This is a genomic window from Methylobacterium sp. Leaf123 (assembly GCF_001423405.1).
Taxonomy (GTDB): domain Bacteria; phylum Pseudomonadota; class Alphaproteobacteria; order Rhizobiales; family Beijerinckiaceae; genus Methylobacterium.
This window is the reverse complement of the sequence record NZ_LMNS01000012.1, coordinates 113,444-130,922: the sequence shown is the minus strand read 5'-3', so window position 1 is coordinate 130,922 and position 17,479 is coordinate 113,444. Positions and strand designations below refer to the sequence as shown.

Sequence of the window (17,479 nt, the reverse complement as noted above, 5' to 3'; positions counted from 1 at the left end):
CGATGCGCATCCGCGCCCGCCACGACCGAATCTGCCTTATTTTTTTGCATTGCACACAAAATCAGCAAGCGTTCTCGAGTTCCGATCGAAACGAGACGGAAGCCAACATCCATTTCGTCCTACGACGATGCTGGCACGGCTCCTGCACAGGTGATCGCACGGGCTCGCCAACGATGACGCGCCCCCAACGTCAGCAAGGCCGCTGATCCGAATTGCCCGCACGCGACGAAAGTCGATCGCGCAGGCGATCCCGGACGGCGGCCTTTTCCATGTGCAGACAGCGCACCGGAGCGGAGAGCGGATGAGCATCGATCACGGCAACACGACCCGCCGCGGCGTTCTCAAGGGAGCGGCGGCTGCCCTCGCCTTGGCGGGTGCCGCCCGCGCCGCCTTGCCGGCCGGTGCCTTCGCGCAGGGCGCGGGACCGGAGGTGAAGGGGGCCAAGCTCGGCTTCATCGCGCTCACCGATGCGGCGCCGCTCTTCGTCGCCAAGGAGAAGGGCATCTTCGCCAAGTACGGCCTGCCCGAGACCGAGGTGCTGAAGCAGGCGAGCTGGGGCACCACCCGCGACAACCTCGTGCTTGGCTCCGAGGGCAACGGCATCGACGGCGCCCACATCCTGAGCCCGATGCCCTACCTGATCTCCGCCGGCCGGGTGACGCAGAACAACGTACCGGTGCCGATGTACATCATGGCCCGGCTCAACCTGAACGGTCAGTGCATCTCGATCGCCAAGGAGCATCTCGACCACAAGATCGGGCTCGACACCAAGCCGTTCAAAGCCGCGCTGGACGCCAAGAAGGCCTCGGGCAAGGCGGTGAAGGCCGCCATGACCTTCCCCGGCGGCACCCACGACCTCTGGATCCGCTACTGGCTCGCCGCCGGCGGCATCGACCCCGACAAGGACATCGAGACCATCGTCGTGCCGCCGCCCCAGATGGTGGCGAACATGAAGGTCGGCACGATGGACTGCTTCTGCGTCTGCGAGCCGTGGAACGAGCAGCTCATCCACCAGGGCATCGGCTACACCGCCATCACCACGGGCGAGCTGTGGAAGGACCACCCGGAAAAGGCCTTCGCCATGCGCGCGGCCTGGGTCGACAAATACCCCAACGCCGCCAAGGCGCTGCTGATGGCCGTGATGGAGGCTCAGCAATGGTGCGAGAAGCCCGAGAACCGCGATGAGATGGCGGCGATCGTGGCCAAGCGCCAATGGATCAACGTGCCCGTCGCCGACGTCGTCGACCGGATGAAGGGCAAGTTCGATTACGGCACCGGCCGCGTCGTCGAGAACAGCCCCTTCACCATGAAGTTCTGGGCCGACAACGCCTCGTATCCGTACCAGTCGCACGACCTCTGGTTCCTCACCGAGGACATCCGCTGGGGCAAATTCGACGCGCAGACCGATACCAAGGCGCTGATCGCCAAGGTCAACCGCGAGGATCTCTGGCGCGAGGCCGCCAAAGCGCTCGGCGTCGCGGCGATCCCGACCTCCACCTCGCGCGGCGTCGAGACGCTGTTCGACGGCAAGGTCTTCGATCCGGAAAACCCCGCCGCCTACCTCAACAGCCTCGGCATCAAGAAGGTCGCGTGATGGCCACCGGAGCAACGCTCACCGCAGCCCGCGAGCGCACAGCCGCCAAGGCCCGCGCGCCCTTCATCACCCTGGCCGGTCTGCGCGGCGTTGCCGCCCGCGTCCTGCCGCCGCTTATCGTCCTGGCGGGCTTCCTGCTCCTGTGGGAGGTGCTGTGCTCCTCCCCCACCGCCGGCCTGCCGCCGCCCTCGCGAGTGGTGAGCGAAGCCTGGGACATCATCATCGATCCGTTCTACGACAATGGCGGCACCGATAAGGGCCTGTTCTGGCATATCGCCGCCAGCCTGAAGCGCGTGGCGCTGGGCTTCTCGCTGGCGGTGGTGGCGGGCGTGATGCTCGGCACGCTGGTCGGCCAGTCCGACTGGGCGATGCGCGGGCTCGACCCGATCTTCCAGATCCTGCGCACGATCCCGCCGCTGGCCTGGCTCCCGCTCTCGCTGGCCGCCTTCCGCGACGGCCAGCCCTCGGCGATCTTCGTGATCTTCATCACCTCGATCTGGCCGATCATCATCAACACGGCGGTCGGCATCCGCAACATTCCGCAGGACTACCGCAACGTCGCCGCGGTCATCCGGCTGAACCCGATCGAGTTCTTCGTGAAGATCATGCTGCCCTCGGCGGCGCCTTACATCTTCACCGGTCTTCGCATCGGCGTCGGCCTGTCCTGGCTCGCCATCGTCGCGGCCGAGATGCTGATCGGCGGCGTCGGGATCGGGTTCTTCATCTGGGATGCGTGGAACTCCTCCCACATCTCCGAGATCATCGTCGCCCTCGTCTATGTCGGACTCATCGGCTTCGTCCTCGACCGGCTGGTCGCCGGGCTCGGCGTGCTCGTGACCCGCGGCACCAGCGCAGCGTGAGGGACAAGAACATGGCTCATCTCTCCCTCTCCCAGGTCGGCATCACCTTTCATCGCGGCGGCAAGTCGTCCGAGGTGCTGCGCGACGTGAACCTCGACATCGCCAAGGGCGAGTTCGTCTCGATCATCGGGCATTCCGGCTGTGGCAAGTCCACGGTGCTCAACATCGTCGCCGGCCTGCTCAAGGCCTCGACCGGCGGCGTGCTGCTCGACGGTAAGGAAGTGAACGCCCCCGGCCCCGACCGCGCGGTGGTGTTCCAGAACCACTCGCTCCTGCCCTGGCTCACCGTGCGCGAGAACGTGGGGCTCGCCGTCGACAAGGTGCTCAAGGGCAAGAAGTCCCGCGCCGAGCGCAGCCAGTGGATCGAGCACAACCTCGCGCTCGTGAACATGATGCACGCCGCCGACAAGCGCCCGAACGAGATCTCGGGCGGCATGAAGCAGCGCGTCGGCATCGCCCGCGCGCTCGCCATGGAGCCGACGGTGCTGCTCATGGACGAGCCGTTCGGCGCGCTCGACGCGCTGACCCGCGCCCACCTTCAGGATCAGACCATGGAGATCCAGCAGCGGCTCAAGAACACCGTCATCATGATCACCCACGACGTGGACGAGGCGGTGCTGCTCTCGGACCGCATCGTGATGATGACGAACGGGCCCTCGGCCACCATCGGCGAGATCCTGCCCGTGCCGCTGGCGCGGCCCCGCCGCCGGCTCGACCTCGTGGAGGACGCCACCTACGTCCACGCCCGCGCCGCGGTGCTGGAATTCCTCTACGCCCGCCACGCCAAGCCCGCTCTCGCTGCCTGACTTCGTGAAAGGGGATCACGGATTCATGAGCGTGAAGGACAGACTCGTCGTCGTCGGCAACGGCATGGCCTCGCTCCGCTTCCTCGAGCGGCTGACGGAGCGCGCGCCGGGCCGCTACGACGTGACGGTGGTCGGTGCCGAGCCGGTGGCGGCCTATAACCGGGTGCTGCTCTCCTCGCTGCTCGGCGGCGAGGTGGACGAGGCGGCCTGCGGCTTCCGTCCGCTCTCCTGGTACGAGGAGCACGGCATCCGCCTCGTCACCGGTGCGCCGGTGACCGAGATCGACCGGGTGAACCGCATCGCCCTCGTCGGCTCCGCCCATGTGCTGCCCTATGACAAGCTGGTGCTGGCGGTGGGCTCACTGCCGATCCGGCTGCCGCTGCCGGGCATCGACCTGCCCGGCGTCCTCACCTTCCGCGATTTCGCCGATGTGGCGGCGATCCGCAAAGCCGCCGTCGAGCACGCCAAGGCGGTGGTGATCGGCGGCGGGCTGCTGGGCCTGGAGGCCGCGGTCGGGCTCGCCCGGCTCGGCGTCGACACCACGCTGATCCACGTCATGGACCGGGTGATGGAGCGCCAGCTCGACCACGCGGCAGCCCGCCTCGTGCGCACGGCGATGGAGGCGCGCGGCGTCAAGGTGCTGCTGTCCGCCGACACCGCCGCGATCGAGGGCGACGGACGCGTCGAGCGCTTGACGATGAAGGACGGCACGGTGATCCCGGCCGACCTCGTGGTGATGTCGGTCGGCATCCGCGCCTCGACGGCCCTGGCGCAGTCCTGCGGACTCGCCTGCGGGCGCGGCATCACGGTGGATGACCGGATGGCCACCTCCGATCCGGCGATCCATGCGCTCGGCGAATGCGCCGAACACAGGGGCGTCGTTTACGGCCTCGTCGAGCCCGCCTACGAGCAGGCCGAGGTGCTGTCGCGGGCGCTTCTCGGCGAGGAGGCGGCCTATCCCGGCACGTCCCTTGCCACCAGCCTCAAGGTATCGGGCCTGCCGGTCTTCTCGGCCGGCTTGGTCGATACGCCCGAGGGCGCCGAGGCGGTCGTGATGCACGACGCCGCCGCCGGCCTCTACCGCAAGCTGATCATCGCCGATAACCGCCTCGCGGGAGCGGTCTTCGTCGGCGATATCGCGGAGCAGGCGCGCTGCAAGGAGCTGATCCGCTCCGGCGCGCCGCTCTCCCCAGACGACCGGGACGACCTGATGTTCGGCCCGGCCCCGAAAACCCTCGCAGCGTGAGTGAGGCAGCGATGGCAGACGAATTCAACGCCGAGCAGAAGCGGTATCTCGAAGGCTTCGCCTCCGGTATCGCCGCCGCCCGCATGACCGGTGGCCTTACCGCGGGCCAAGCCCCGGCGAGCGCGCCGGCCGAGCCCACGGGCCCGGATGCGATCCACATCAAGGCGCAGATCCGCACCGTGAAGGAGGGCGGCAAGCTCTGCGATCAGGAGAAGTGGAAGCGCGCCGAGAACCCGTTCGACGGCCATAACCGCCTGAAGGCGGAGGCCGCCACGGGCAAGTCTCCGAAGCCCGAGGACAATTTCCGCTGGCGCTACCACGGCATGTTCTGGGTCGCGCCGACCCAGACCTCCTACATGTGCCGGATCCGGGTTCCGAACGGCATCCTGCACCACTGGCAGTTCGCCGGACTCGCCGACCTCGCGGATGCCCATGGCGGCGCCTACAGCCACGTCACCACCCGCGCCGGCCTGCAGGTGCGCGAGATCGCGCCCGAGCACGCCCAGCCCTTCCTCGACGGGCTGATCGATCTCGGCCTGACCGCGCAGGGCGCGGGCGCCGACAACATCCGCAACGTCACCGGCTCGCCCGCCGCCGGCATCGACGCGCAGGAACTGCTGGACACCCGGCCGCTCACCAAGTCCTGGCACAACTGGATCCTGAACGACCGCTCGCTCTACGGCCTGCCGCGCAAGTTCAACGTCTCCTTCGACGGCGGCGGCGTAATGCCGGCTCTCGAAGAGACGAACGACATCGGCTTCCAGGCGATCCAGGTGCTGGAGGGCGCCCCGGTCGCGCCGGGCGTCTGGATGCGGCTCGTGCTCGGCGGCATTTCGGGCCACAAGGATCTGGCCCGCGACACCGGGATCGTTCTCCGGCCCGAGGACTGCAACCTCGTGGCCGACGCGATCATCCGGGTCTTCATCGAGAACGGCGACCGGACCAACCGCAACAAGGCCCGGATGAAGTACGTCCTCGATGCCTGGGGCTTCGACAAGTACATCGCCGCCGTCGAGGAGAAGCTCGGGCGCAAGCTCGACCGGGTCGATGCCGCCCATGTCGCCCCGCGCCGGCCGACCGACCGCTTCAGCCATGTCGGCGTCCATGCCCAGGCCCAGCCCGGCCTGAACTGGGTCGGCGTGGTGCTCCCCGTCGGCAAGATGACCACCGACCAGATGCGCGGGCTGGCGAAGATCGCCGCGGAATGCGGCGACGGCCAGATCCGCATGACGGTCTGGCAGAACTTCATCTTCTCCGGTGTGCCGGATGCCAAGGTGGCCGAGGTCGAGGAAAGGGTGCTCGCGCTCGGCCTCACGGTGAAGGCCGCCGGCATCCGCTCGGGCCTCGTCGCCTGCACCGGCTCGCGCGGCTGCAAGTTCGCCGCCTCCGACACCAAGGGCCATGCGATGATCATCGCGGACCATGTCGAGCGGACCGTGCCGAACCTCGACGTGCCGGTGAACGTGCACCTCACCGGCTGCCACCATTCCTGCGCCCAGCACTACATCGGCGATATCGGCCTGATCGGCGCCAAGGTCGTCGTCTCGGAGGAGGGCGACACCGTCGAGGGCTACGACGTCGTGGTCGGCGGGGGCTTTGCCGAGAATCCGAAGATCGGCACCGAGATCTGGAAGGCGGTGAAGGCCGACGACGCACCCGCGCGCGTCGAGGCCCTGCTCAACGCTTATCTCGCCCGCCGCCAGGGCCCGGAGGAGAGCTTCCAGGCCTTTACCGCGCGCACCGGCCCCGAAGCCCTGCGCGACGCCGCCGAAGAACAACCCGCCCTCAGAGCCGCCGCATGACCCAGCACGTCGCGCCCCCGCTCGTTCTCATCCCCGAGAGCGCCCCGTTCAACGCCGACCAGCGCTCCTGGCTGTCGGGCTACTTCGCCGCGCTCCTCGGTCCCGCCGTGGAAGGCGCCACCGCGCTCGCCCCCGGCGAGGCGCCCTCGACCGGCCCGAAGCTCGCCGACAACGACGACGCGCCCTGGCACGACCCGTCGATGCCGATCAACGACCGCATGGCGATCGCCAAGGATCGCTCCGAGCCGCAGAAGCTGATGGCCGCCATGGCTCAGCAGGATTGCGGACAATGCGGCTATAACTGCGCCGACTACGCCAACGCGATCTTCCTCAAGAGCGAGGAGCGGCTGAACCTTTGCCAGCCCGGCGGCAAAGAAACGCTTCGGATGCTCAAGAAGCTCGACGAGGAGTTCGGTGCCGCGGGCGGCACGGCCGCGCCGAAGGCGGAGACGGGCGACGCCCCGAAGAAGGAGCCGGAACTCGGCCCGCTCGGCTATTGCCGCGAGAACCCGGTCGAGGCGACGTTCCTCTCCCGCACGCGCCTCAACGCGCCGGGCGGCGAGAAGGAGACCTGGCACATCGAGATCGACCTGAGGGACACGCCGATCGAGTACGCGGCCGGCGACTCCCTCGGCCTGTTCCCGGCCAACGCCCCGGCTCTGGTCGATGCGGTGATCGCCGAACTCGGCACGCGCCCGGAGCGGATGATCGCGGGCAAGACCCTGCGCGACCGGCTGCTGACCGAGTATTCGCTCGGTGCGGCGCCGGACAACCTCTACCAGTTGCTCTCGCTCCTCACCTCGGGCGCCGCCCGGAAGAAGGCGCAGGCGCTCGCGGCCGGCGAGGATCCGGACGGCGATGCGCAGCATCTCGACGTGCTCGGCGCGCTCCACAAATTCCCCGGTGCGCGCCCCGATGCCGAGGTCTTTCTCGAGGCACTCGACGAGTTGCAGCCGCGGCTCTACTCGATCTCCTCCTCGCCGAAGATGGATGCGGGCCGGGTTTCGCTCACCGTCGATGCGGTGCGCTACAACCATCGCTCGCGCCTGCGCCTCGGCGTCGCCTCCACGCATCTGGGCGAGCGTCTCCCGGAGCAGACCAAAGTCCGGATCTACCTGCAGAAGGCGCACGGCTTCGGCCTGCCGGAGGATGCGGGCAAGGACGTGATCATGTGCGGCCCCGGCACCGGCGTCGCCCCGTTCCGCTCCTTCCTGCGTGAGCGCGCGGCCACGAAGGCGCCCGGCCGCAACTGGCTGTTCTACGGCCACCAGCGGCAGGCGACCGACTTCTTCTACAAGGACGAGCTGAACGGCCTGAAGGACGAGAAGGTGCTGACCCGCCTCTCGCTTGCTTGGTCGCGGGACGGCACGGAAAAGACCTACGTGCAGGACCGGATGCGCGAGAACGGTGCCGAGCTGTGGAAGTGGCTGGAGGGCGGCGCCCACTTCTACGTCTGCGGCGATGCCAAGCGCATGGCCAAGGACGTGGAGCGGGCGATCATCGACGTCGCCGCGCAGTTCGGCAGCAAGAACCCCGATGAGGCCGTGGCCTATCTCGCCGCCCTGAAGAAGAGCGGGCGCTATCAGGCCGACGTATACTGAGGGGGAGGGGGTTTCCCCTCCCACCGCTTCAGGCCGCCGGGTTGACCCGCGGATCAGCGCGTAGCCGCGCCGCGGCGAGATCGACGAAGGCGCGGGTCTTGGCTGGTGCCCGCCGCCCCTCGGGGCTCACGACATGGATCGGAACCGGCGCCTCCTCGTCCTCCGTGAGCAGGAGGCGCAGGCGCCCTTCCGCCACCGCCGGCGCGACCTGATAGGACAGCAGCCGCACGATCCCCCATCCATCGACGGCAGCCGCCAGCGCCGCATCGACCGTGTTGCAGACGAGCCGGGGATGGACGGTCACCGTGCTGCGCCGCTCGGGCCCGAACCGCCATTCCTGTAGGGCGCCGGGATTCGATGAGCCGATCACCGCGTGATCGCGCAGGTGGCGGGGTGTTTCGGGCACGCCGTGCCGCTCCAGATAGCTCGGTGCGGCGCAGACGACCCGGCGCACGCTGCCGACGCGGATCGCCGTGAGCCCGGAATCGGCCAGATGCCCGATCCGCACGCCGACATCGATGCCCTCCTCGACCATGTTGACGATCCGGTCGAGGAACAGCGCGCGGACCGCCACCGCCGGGTGGCGCGCGAGATAGTCGGTCACCACCGGCAACACGTAGAGCCGCCCGAACTGCACCGGCGCCGTCAGCGTCAGCACACCGCTCGGCGTCGCGGTCGAGCCTGCGGCGGCCGCCTCCGCTTCGGCGAGTTCGGCGAGAATCCGGCGGCAATCCTCGAGATAACGCCCGCCCGCCTCGGTGAGCTTCACCGAGCGCGTGGTGCGGATGAACAGCCGTGCGCCGATCGCGACTTCAAGCGCCGCCACGGCCCGCGTGACGGCGGCCGGGCTCATGGCCAGTGCGCGGGCCGCCCCGGCGAAGCCGCCGCTCTCGGCAACCCGCACGAACACCCGCATCCCTTGCAGCCGGTCCATCGCGGTCCCTCCCCCTGAAGGGCAGAGTGGCGATTATTCCACTGCACGCAACAGTCGCTTGCCGACAATACCGGTTCACCCCGCCGCGGCGAAGGAGTCTGATGCCACCCACGGCCGATCCCACGGCCGGGAGGAGACGACGCCGTGAAGCTCTACAGCCTGACGCTCTCGGGCCATGCCCACCGGGCCCGCCTGTTCCTGTCGCTGGTCGGCCAGCCCTATGACACCGTCGAGGTCGATTTCGCCGGGGGGCAGAACCGCGCACCGGATTTTCTCGCGATCAACCCGTTCGGGCAGGTTCCCGTCCTCGACGATGACGGGACGATCGTGCCGGATTCCAACGCCATCCTCGTCTACCTCGCAAAGAAGCTCGGGCGCAGCGACTGGTTGCCTGAGGATGCGGCCGGGGCCGCACGGGTGCAGCGCTGGCTCTCGGTCGCGGCCGGGCCGATCGCCTTCGGCCCCTGCGCCGCCCGCCTCGTCACGCTGTTCGGCGCCCCCTTCGATGCGGGGGAGGTGATCGCCCGCGCTCATAAAATCCTGGCGCTGATCGAGGCGGAACTGTCGTCCCGCGACTGGCTCGCCGCCGAGCGCCCGACCATCGCCGACGTGGCGCTCTACAGCTACATCGCCGCCGCGCCCGAGGGGAATGTCGATCTCGCGGCTTACGACAACGTCCGCTCCTGGCTCGCCCGCATCGAGGCGCTGCCCGGCTTCGTCGCGCTTCCGGCCTCGCCGGTCGGCCTGAACGCGACGGGAGCCTCCGCATGAACGGGCCAGCCGCATCCTCCCCCTGGCACCGGGGCGAGGTGGCAATCCAAGAAAGTGTCGGCATGGCCGGCCGGATGGCCGAACTCGGCCCGCGGGTCATCCGCGATCACCTGACCGAGCAGCACCGGGCGTTCTTTCCGCTCCTGCCCTTCGCCGTCCTCGGGAGCGTGGACGGGGCGGGCCGCCCCTGGGCGACCTTGCGGGAGGGTGAACCGGGCTTTCTCCACGCGCCGGATCCGTTTCGGCTCCGGGTGGAGGCGAGCCGCGATCCGGACGATCCCGCCGAGGCCGGGCTTGAGGACGGCGATGGCGTGGGCCTGCTCGGCATCGAACTGGCCACGCGCCGCCGCAACCGCCTGAACGGAACCGTCGAGCGCGCGGGACCGGAGGGCTTCGCGATCCGCGTCGAGCAGAGTTTCGGGAATTGCCCGCAATACATCCGCAGCCGGCAGGAAGGGCCCTGCGTCGGTGAGGGAACGGCCCGGTCCCGCCCCGTCCTGTCGGACGGGCTCGATCCCGCGGCGCGGGCTCTCGTCGCGGCGGCCGACACCTTCTTCGTCGCAAGCTTCGTCGAGGCGGCGGGGGGCCGGCGGCAGGTCGATGTCTCGCACCGGGGAGGGCGGCCGGGCTTCGTCCGGGTTGGCGCCGAGGGCGGCCTCACGGTACCCGACTATTCCGGCAACCGCTTCTTCAACACGCTGGGCAACCTGCTGGCCAATCCGCGCGCCGGGCTGGTCTGTCCGGATTTCGCGACCGGCGATCTGCTGCAGATGAGCGGTCGCACGGAAGTCGTGCTCGATCCGGCGGAAGACGAACGGAGGGACGGCGCCGAGCGCCTGTGGCGGTTCGTGCCGGAACGGGTCGTGTTCCGGGCTCGCGCGCTGAGGCGGCGCTTCGTCGGGTTCGGGGCGGCGTAGGCGTGCTTCAGTCGGATTTCCGCCCGCAGCGGATGTAGCTCGCCTGGCCCTTGCCGCTCGTCCAGGTCAGCCGGTCGTGCTCGACGAGGAGGCGGACCTGCGAGGTCCAGCGGCGGCCACGCTCGCTGCAATCGGCGGCCATGGTCCAGGCGCTGCCCTCGCGGCGGTTGTTGCGGAAGCGGCAGATGGTGCGCCCGGCCTTCGCGCCGTCCTCGGAGATCGTGGCGGGCAGGAAGCCGCGGCGGCGCTGGCGCTGGCCACAGGCCACCGGCGTCGGTCCCCAGATGCCGACGAAGGCCGCGCGCTCCACCAGCGGCGCGGCGGGCCGCGGCTCGGCCGGGGGCACGACCGTCTCCAGCGGCGGCGCGGGCGCGGCGACCGTGAGCACCCGCGGCGGGTTGGCATTGGGCGTGGCCGGCCGCTCCGGCTCGGGAATCCGCACCTCAGGGACGTCGATGCCGTCGGTCGCCGCAAATCGGGTATGACCGGCGGGTGCCGCCACGGGCGCATCATCGGTGAGCACGATCAGCGTATAGGCGAACAAGGCGCCCCAGCCCGCGGCCAGGATCACCGGGATCGCAAGACGTCGCGACAGGGCCGCGGACGTCACCTCCCGCGCGCCCTCATCGGACCCGCCGGCCTCCTGCGCACCGTCTGCCGTCATCGGCCCCGCCGCACCATTCGCTGCCTCTTCGGCCTGTGCTCCCGATATCAGCATTCTAGCGTCCGAGACGATGCTTTAGAAACTGCGCCTTGCGGTTGGCCACATCTTCGACCTTGGCCGCCCGCACCATACGGCGCTTTCCCCGAAAGGGCTCAAGGCCATCCTGGCCCGTGTTCCGCGATAGACTCCGGGAATGCGGCAGAGGCACGGCAACCCCTTCCCGCCGCAAGCGGAACCTGCCATGGTCAAGCTTGGCGGCCGCGACGGCCGTCGACCGTACCCGTGTGATGAAACCTGTCACCCTCGCCGTTCTCGGCTCGGCACTGGCGCCCCTGCTGTCGTCGCCCTTTGCCCTCACTCCCGCCGCCGCCGAGCCGCGCACGCAGACGGCGCGCCCGACCTGCGTGGAAGCGATGGCCCTGGTGAAGGCGGAAGGCGAGGCGACGCTCAGCTTCGGCGGGCGCCCGCCCGAGCGTTTCGTGCGTGACCGCAGCTTCTGCGGACTCACGGAAATCGCCGAGCTGCGCTTCGTCCCCACCCGCGACAACCCGCAATGCCCGATCGGCTATCGCTGCCGCGAGCCGGATTACGGCGATTGGAACTGGGACGCGAACTGACGGCCGAAGGGCCGGGGAAACGGCCTTGGACATCGTCTCCAGAGTTGTCCATGGTGTCGCACCCGGCGGCCTGCGGCGCTGGCGGGCGACCGCTGCACCCCTCGACATGACCGAAAATTCACGTGACAGGCGTGGCGGCACGCCACGTTCTCGCCACGACGGATAGCCAGGGCCGCCGCATTCGGCGATTGAACCCATCCGTCGGCGCGCCATCCGAGACGTGGGTGGGCCGGGCCGGTGCAGCGAGAAGGAACGACCCGCGTGGCCGCATTGAAGAGCAGGCTCGGCATCCAGGCCATGCTGACGGCGCTCGTCGCGCTCCTGCTGCTGGCCATGCCGGGGATTCCAAGCCCACCGCTCTACGTCTCGCTCGCGGGCTTCGCGATGGCGGGTATCCTGGTCGCCTCGAACAACCTCTCGGCCTACCTCAAGATCTTCGTCTCGGTTTACGGCATCGGCTACCTGCTGCTGGCGGGCGCCAAGACCCTGGCGGCGATGGGCGCCCTGCCGGGCGTCGTCGCGGCGCTGCTGCCGCCGGACTTCGCCGCGACCGGCTCCGTGGTGTTCGCCGCCATCGTGCTCGCCGTCTCGCACTGGAAGCCGATCCGCGAGATCACCCTGATCGCCGACCCGTATTTCGCCAGCCACGATGCCCCGAGCCGGGAAGTCGGTATGTTCCGCCGGTTCGGCCGCACCGAGGGCCAGATCGGCCGCAACCTCGTGGCACTGTCGATCTTCGTGAACTTCGCGGACGTGGCGCTGACGCTGCGGTTCAACTTTTTCTACCGCGACATGTACAACGCGTTGCAGGAGTTCGACGCGCCGTCCTTCTGGTATCAGCTCGGCTGGATCTTCGTGCCGCTCGCGATCCTCAACGTCGTGATCGGCATGTTCGATATCTACGTCGATTCGGGATTGCAGCTCCGCTGGCGCACCTGGCTCACCCACAATCTCTACGAGCGCTGGCTGGGGGAGGGCACGCATTACCGCATCCCCTTCGTCGATGAGCATGCCGACAACCCGGACCAGCGCATCCAGTCGGACGTCAACAACTTCATCGCCCAGACCACGACCCTCTCGACCCGGCTGCTGTCGCAGGCGGCGCAGCTCGTCTCCTTCATCGTCATCCTGTGGACGCTCTCGCGCGACTTCGTGCTGCCGTTCACCGACGCCGTGGTCCCGGGCTTCCTCGTATGGCTGGTGATCGCCTACGCGGTCGTCGGCACGTGGCTCACGCACCTCATCGGTAAGCCGCTCATCGGCCTTGACTACCGGCAGGAACAGGTCGAGGCGGATTTCCGCTTCGCCCTGGCGCGCAACCGGATCTATTCCGAGCAGATCGCCCTGCTGCGCGGCGAGCGGGCCGAGGCGTCCCGCCTCTCCACGCTGTTCCACGCCATCGTCGACAACTACGTCGGCATCATCTTCCGGCGCATCAAGCTGATCGCCTTCACCTTCAGCTACCGGCAGGCGAGCACGATCTTCCCGCTCGTCATCGCCGCTCCGTCGTTCTTCGCCAAGAAGATCACCCTCGGCGCTCTGCAACAGACCGCGAACGCGTTCAGCAACGTCCAGGGTTCGCTGAACTTCTTCATCACGTCCTACACCGTCCTCGCCGCCTACAAGGCGAACACGATCCGTCTCGGCTCGTTCAAGCGGGCGATGACCAAGGCCGAGGCCCTGGCCGGCGCCGGCTACGGCCTCGCCAACGGAAACGAGACCGCCGGCGCCGTGACCACCCGCGACCTGACCCTGGCGCTGCCCGACGGCCGCGAGATCGTGCGGGCGGGCGCGCTCGACCTGCCGAAGGGCGGGGCGACCCTGGTCACCGGCCCCTCCGGCTCGGGCAAGTCGACCCTGTTCCGGGCGATTGCCGGGATCTGGCCGTTCGGCAAGGGTCGGGTCGATGTGCCGGCGGGACAATCGGCGCTGGTTCTGCCGCAGCGGCCCTACATCCCGCTCGGCTCCCTCCGTGGCGCGGTGGCCTATCCGGAGACGATCGATCAGTTCTCCGACGAGGAGATCCGCGACGCGCTCAAGGCCGCGCAGCTTCCTCAACTCGCGGACAAGCTCGACGAGGTCGATAACTGGGACCGGCGCCTGTCGGGCGGCGAGCAGCAGCGCCTCGCCATCGCGCGAGCGATCCTGGCCAAGCCCGACTGGCTGTTCCTCGACGAATCGACCGCAGCCCTGGACGAGGAAACCGAGGCCGAGATCTACCGGACGCTACGCGCGACGATGCCCGGCACGACCATCGTCTCGATCGGCCACCGCTCGACCCTGCACAGGCACCACGACCGCCGCGTCGAGATGAAGCCGTCGGAGGGCGGCCGCTTCGAGCCGCGTCTCTCGCCGATGCCGGCTCCGGCGGAGTAGGGGCGGACACCCCGCGCCGCAGTCGAGCGGCGCGGTCACACGGCCGTGAAGCCTGTGGAGCCGATCCGGGCCTCCTCGCTCTGTGGCCCGGAGCCTTCTCCGCCCCATCACGCATTCGGGGCTTTCCCAACACGCCCAAGCGCGAGCGAAGCAGTCGGAAAATCCGGTCAGACCCCGGCCGCGTCCAAACACCCTTCGACCATGCCCCGGTAGCCGTCGCCGAACAGGCGCCAATGCACCAGGGCCGGCCAGAGCTTGTAGATCGGCGCGCGCTCCGCCGCGCCGGGCTCGAAGGCTCCGTAGGCCGCGCGGAAGGCGGGACCGGGACGGCCGAACAGGCCCAGCATCGCTAGATCGACCTCGGCATGGCCGTGATAGCAGGCCGGATCGATCAGCCCCGCAACCCGGTCGCCCGCGAAGAGCACGTTGCCGCTCCACAGGTCGCCGTGGAGCAGGGCGGGGCGGGGCCGCTTCGGCAGGCGATTGCCAAGGTCGTTCGCCAACGCCTCGATCCGCCGAGACAGCGGAACAGGGAGGTGGTCGGCATGGCAGAGCAGGCGGCGTCGGCCCCAGAAGGCCGGCCAATCGTCGTCCCAGGCATTCTCGATGGCGACCGGGCCGAACGCGTAGTCGGAATGCCAGCCGTAGCGGTCACCCTCGGCAGCGTGCAGGCGGGCGACGACCCGGCCGAGATCGGCATCGGTGCCGGGTCCCGCGCCCGTATCGGAGAGGCATTCGAGGACGAGCGCCGTTTCATCCACGGCCAGCACGGCAGGCGCCGGGGCCCCGGTGGCGGCGATGGCCGCGAGCATCCGGGCCTCCTCACGCGGTGCCGGCCCGGTCTTCGCCACGGCCTCGCGCCCATCGGCTAGCCGCAGGCGGACGCATTCCGACAGGTCGCCGCCCGCCATCGGCCGCGCCTCGGCGAGAGGGACGCCGAGCAGGTCCGCCGCGCGCCGGGCGAGGTCGCTCATTCCGCTCCCGCGATCCGGCGGGCGAGGGCTCGGGCGCCGGCAGTCACGTCGGCCCAGGTCGTGTCGAAGCCCTCGTCCGCACCGTAATAGGGGTCGGCCACGGGCTCGCCCGCCCGGCCCGGCACGTGGTCGAGGAGGAGGCTCAGCGCGGCCCGCGCCCCGTCCGGCCGGAGGGCCCGCAGCCGCGCGAGGTTGGCACAATCCAGGGCGACGACGTGATCGAAGCGCTCGAAATCGGCCGACGTGACCTGCCGCCCGCGATAGCCCGAAATATCGACGCCGTTCGCCCACGCCACCGCGATCGCGCGCGGGTCCGGCGGCTCGCCGACATGCCAATCGCCGGTGCCGGCGGAATCGACCGTCACGTCGAGGCCGATCCGCTCGGCCTCCTGCCGGAAGGCGGCCTCGGCCAGCGGCGAACGGCAGATGTTGCCCAGGCACACGAACAGGATTGCGGAGCGGGAAAGCGCGGTCACGCCGTGGCCTCGCCGAGCGGCCGCGTTGCCGCCTCCAGCCAGTCCCGCGTCGGACCGTCGAGATCCGGCGACAGGGCCTCCCGCACCCGCGCGTGGTAGGCGTCAAGCCACGCCGCGTCCTCCGCACCGAGCACGGCCGGGTCGATCAATCGGCGGTCGATCGGGGCCAGCGTCAGGGTCTCGAAGCCGAGCATCGTCCGGTCGCCGCCGGGGATCGTCCGCGCCTCGACGAGGATCAGGTTCTCGATGCGGATGCCGTAGGCGCGGCTGCGATAATAGCCCGGCTCGTTCGAGAGGATCATGCCGGGCTTCAGGGCCACCGTGCCGGTCTTGGCGATGCGCTGCGGGCCCTCGTGGACCGAGAGGAAGGCGCCGACGCCGTGGCCGGTGCCGTGGTCGTAATCGAGCCCGGCCTGCCACAGGCTCATCCGGGCGAAGGCATCGATCTGCGCGCCCGTCGTCCCCTCGGGAAAGACGGCGCGGGCGATGGCGATATGGCCCTTCAGCACGCGGGTGAAGCGGTCGCGCATCTCGTCCGTCGGCGTGCCGATGGCGACGGTGCGGGTGATGTCGGTGGTGCCGTCGGCATATTGCGCGCCGGAATCGATCAGAAAAAGTTCGCCGGGCTGCGCTGTGCGGTCGGTGGCGCGGGTGACGCGGTAATGGACGATGGCACCGTTCGGCCCTGAGCCGGAAATCGTCGGGAACGAGACGTCACGCAGCAGGCCGCCCTCCTTGCGGAAACCCTCCAGCGCCTCGACGGCGGCGATCTCGCTCACCCCCTCGGGCGCGGCCCGGTCGAGCCAAGCGAGGAAGCGCGTCACGGCAAGGCCGTCGCGGTGGTGGGCGGCGCGGGTGCCGGCGATCTCGGCCGCGTTCTTGACCGCCTTCATCGCGGTGATCGGATCGGCGCCGACATCGGCGACGCCCCCGGCGGCCTCGACGCGATCCTTGAGGGCCGCCGCCCCCGTCGCCGCATCGATCCGCACGCGCGCGGCGCCGGTGCACAGGCCGGCGAGATCCGCGTCGAAGGCGCTGCGGGGGCGAAGATCGGCCAAAGGTTCGAGGGCGGCGCGCAGGTCGGCATCGATCTGCGGCGAGGTGAGGTAGAGGGCGGCCCGCCCCTCGCGGGGCACCAGCGCGTAGCCGAGCGCCAGCGGCGTGTGCGCGATGTCGGCGCCGCGCAGGTTGAAGGTCCAGGCGAGGTTGTGGGGATCGGAGATCACCAGGGTGTCGATCCCGCCCTCGGCCAGCGCAGTGTGGATGCGGCCGAGCTTCTCAGCCCGCGTCTCGCCCGCCCACTCCTCGGGATGGGCCATGACCCGGCCGGCCGGCGAACGGGGCCGCCCGGCCCAGACCGCGTCCACGAGATTGTCGGGCACCGCGCGAAGCGAAGCCCCCGCCTTGGCGGCGGCGCGCTCTAGGCGGGCCACGCCGTCGGGGGTGTGAAGCCAGGGGTCGTAGGCGAGGGTCTGGCCGGGCTTCAGGTGGGTGCCGAGCCAAGCCTCCGGCGTCGAGTCGGCGAGCGGCACGACGGTGACGATCCCGGTATCGACCTGCTCCGGCGCCTGGAGGGTGTAGCGGCCATCGACGAACAGGGCGGCCTCCTCGGCCAGCACCACCGCGAGGCCGGCTGAGCCAGTGAAGCCGGTGAGCCAAGCCAGCCGCTCGGCGTTGGCCGGCACGTATTCCGATTGATGCTCGTCGGCCCGGGGCACGACGAAACCGTCGACGCGGATTTCGCGCAAAGCCGCGCGGAGCGCCTCGATCCGCTCAGGCCCCTTGGCGTGGCTCGGATCGTCGAAGGTCTGGAAGCGGGGCAGGGATGTCGTCATGGCGGA

At 69.7% G+C, this 17,479-nt stretch carries 15 protein-coding genes; 10 read left to right on the top strand and 5 right to left on the bottom strand.

Annotation, left to right across the window (positions count from 1 at the left end; genetic code table 11):
- The first annotated feature begins 301 nt into the window (after positions 1-301).
- From ASF53_RS10310 to ASF53_RS10285, 6 genes are read left to right on the top strand one after another with little or no spacing between them, the layout of a single operon-like run.
- Positions 302-1,594, top strand: a complete 1,293-nt coding sequence (locus ASF53_RS10310; RefSeq protein WP_056197623.1) for a CmpA/NrtA family ABC transporter substrate-binding protein — start codon at positions 302-304, stop codon at positions 1,592-1,594.
- The gene (ntrB, locus tag ASF53_RS10305) at positions 1,594-2,454 is read left to right on the top strand and encodes a nitrate ABC transporter permease (RefSeq protein ID WP_056197621.1); all 861 of its coding nucleotides are present in this window, start codon (positions 1,594-1,596) and stop codon (positions 2,452-2,454) included. The genes ASF53_RS10310 and ntrB overlap by 1 nt, the downstream gene beginning before the upstream one ends.
- Before the next feature lie 11 nt (positions 2,455-2,465).
- A complete protein-coding gene (locus ASF53_RS10300) occupies positions 2,466-3,260 on the top strand; it encodes an ABC transporter ATP-binding protein (protein WP_056197619.1) in 795 nt (264 codons plus the stop codon).
- A 25-nt stretch (positions 3,261-3,285) separates the two neighbouring features.
- The gene (locus ASF53_RS10295; protein WP_056197617.1) at positions 3,286-4,506 is read left to right on the top strand and encodes an NAD(P)/FAD-dependent oxidoreductase; all 1,221 of its coding nucleotides are present in this window, start codon (positions 3,286-3,288) and stop codon (positions 4,504-4,506) included.
- An 11-nt stretch (positions 4,507-4,517) separates the two neighbouring features.
- Entirely contained in the window at positions 4,518-6,308 is a 1,791-nt protein-coding gene (locus ASF53_RS10290) for a NirA family protein (RefSeq protein WP_056197615.1), read from the top strand.
- A complete protein-coding gene (locus ASF53_RS10285; RefSeq protein ID WP_056197612.1) occupies positions 6,305-7,909 on the top strand; it encodes a sulfite reductase subunit alpha in 1,605 nt (534 codons plus the stop codon). Before ASF53_RS10290 ends, ASF53_RS10285 begins: the two co-directional genes overlap by 4 nt.
- 28 nt (positions 7,910-7,937) lie before the next feature.
- Here the strand turns inward: ASF53_RS10285 and ASF53_RS10280 are convergent, their stop codons facing one another.
- Positions 7,938-8,843 (bottom strand): LysR family transcriptional regulator, encoded by a 906-nt coding sequence (locus ASF53_RS10280; RefSeq protein WP_056197610.1) that lies wholly within the window; start codon positions 8,841-8,843, stop codon positions 7,938-7,940.
- Positions 8,844-8,987: 144 nt separating this feature from the next.
- Between ASF53_RS10280 and ASF53_RS10275 the strand changes: the two genes are divergently transcribed.
- Complete coding sequence (locus ASF53_RS10275) at positions 8,988-9,614, top strand: glutathione S-transferase family protein (RefSeq protein ID WP_056197608.1); 627 nt, start codon at positions 8,988-8,990, stop codon at positions 9,612-9,614.
- Complete coding sequence (locus ASF53_RS10270; protein ID WP_056197605.1) at positions 9,611-10,531, top strand: pyridoxamine 5'-phosphate oxidase family protein; 921 nt, start codon at positions 9,611-9,613, stop codon at positions 10,529-10,531. Before ASF53_RS10275 ends, ASF53_RS10270 begins: the two co-directional genes overlap by 4 nt.
- Positions 10,532-10,538: 7 nt before the next feature.
- On the opposite strand, the gene ASF53_RS10265 is transcribed toward ASF53_RS10270, so the two are convergent.
- Entirely contained in the window at positions 10,539-11,195 is a 657-nt protein-coding gene (locus ASF53_RS10265; protein WP_286134311.1) for a hypothetical protein, read from the bottom strand.
- Positions 11,196-11,482: 287 nt separating this feature from the next.
- Between ASF53_RS10265 and ASF53_RS10260 the strand changes: the two genes are divergently transcribed.
- Positions 11,483-11,812, top strand: coding sequence for a hypothetical protein (locus ASF53_RS10260; protein ID WP_056198401.1), 330 nt, complete (start codon positions 11,483-11,485; stop codon positions 11,810-11,812).
- Between the two features lie 261 nt (positions 11,813-12,073).
- A complete protein-coding gene (locus ASF53_RS10255) occupies positions 12,074-14,188 on the top strand; it encodes an ABC transporter ATP-binding protein/permease (RefSeq protein ID WP_056197601.1) in 2,115 nt (704 codons plus the stop codon).
- 167 nt (positions 14,189-14,355) lie between these two features.
- On the opposite strand, the gene ASF53_RS10250 is transcribed toward ASF53_RS10255, so the two are convergent.
- The 3 genes from ASF53_RS10250 to ASF53_RS10240 are packed head-to-tail and all read right to left on the bottom strand — an operon-like array spanning position 14,356 to position 17,473.
- The gene (locus ASF53_RS10250; protein ID WP_056197599.1) at positions 14,356-15,162 is read right to left on the bottom strand and encodes a fructosamine kinase family protein; all 807 of its coding nucleotides are present in this window, start codon (positions 15,160-15,162) and stop codon (positions 14,356-14,358) included.
- Positions 15,159-15,638, bottom strand: coding sequence for a low molecular weight protein-tyrosine-phosphatase (locus ASF53_RS10245; RefSeq protein ID WP_056197597.1), 480 nt, complete (start codon positions 15,636-15,638; stop codon positions 15,159-15,161). The genes ASF53_RS10250 and ASF53_RS10245 overlap by 4 nt, the downstream gene beginning before the upstream one ends.
- Positions 15,635-17,473, bottom strand: a complete 1,839-nt coding sequence (locus tag ASF53_RS10240; RefSeq protein ID WP_056197596.1) for an aminopeptidase P family protein — start codon at positions 17,471-17,473, stop codon at positions 15,635-15,637. The genes ASF53_RS10245 and ASF53_RS10240 overlap by 4 nt, the downstream gene beginning before the upstream one ends.
- Between the last annotated feature and the right edge of the window lie 6 nt (positions 17,474-17,479).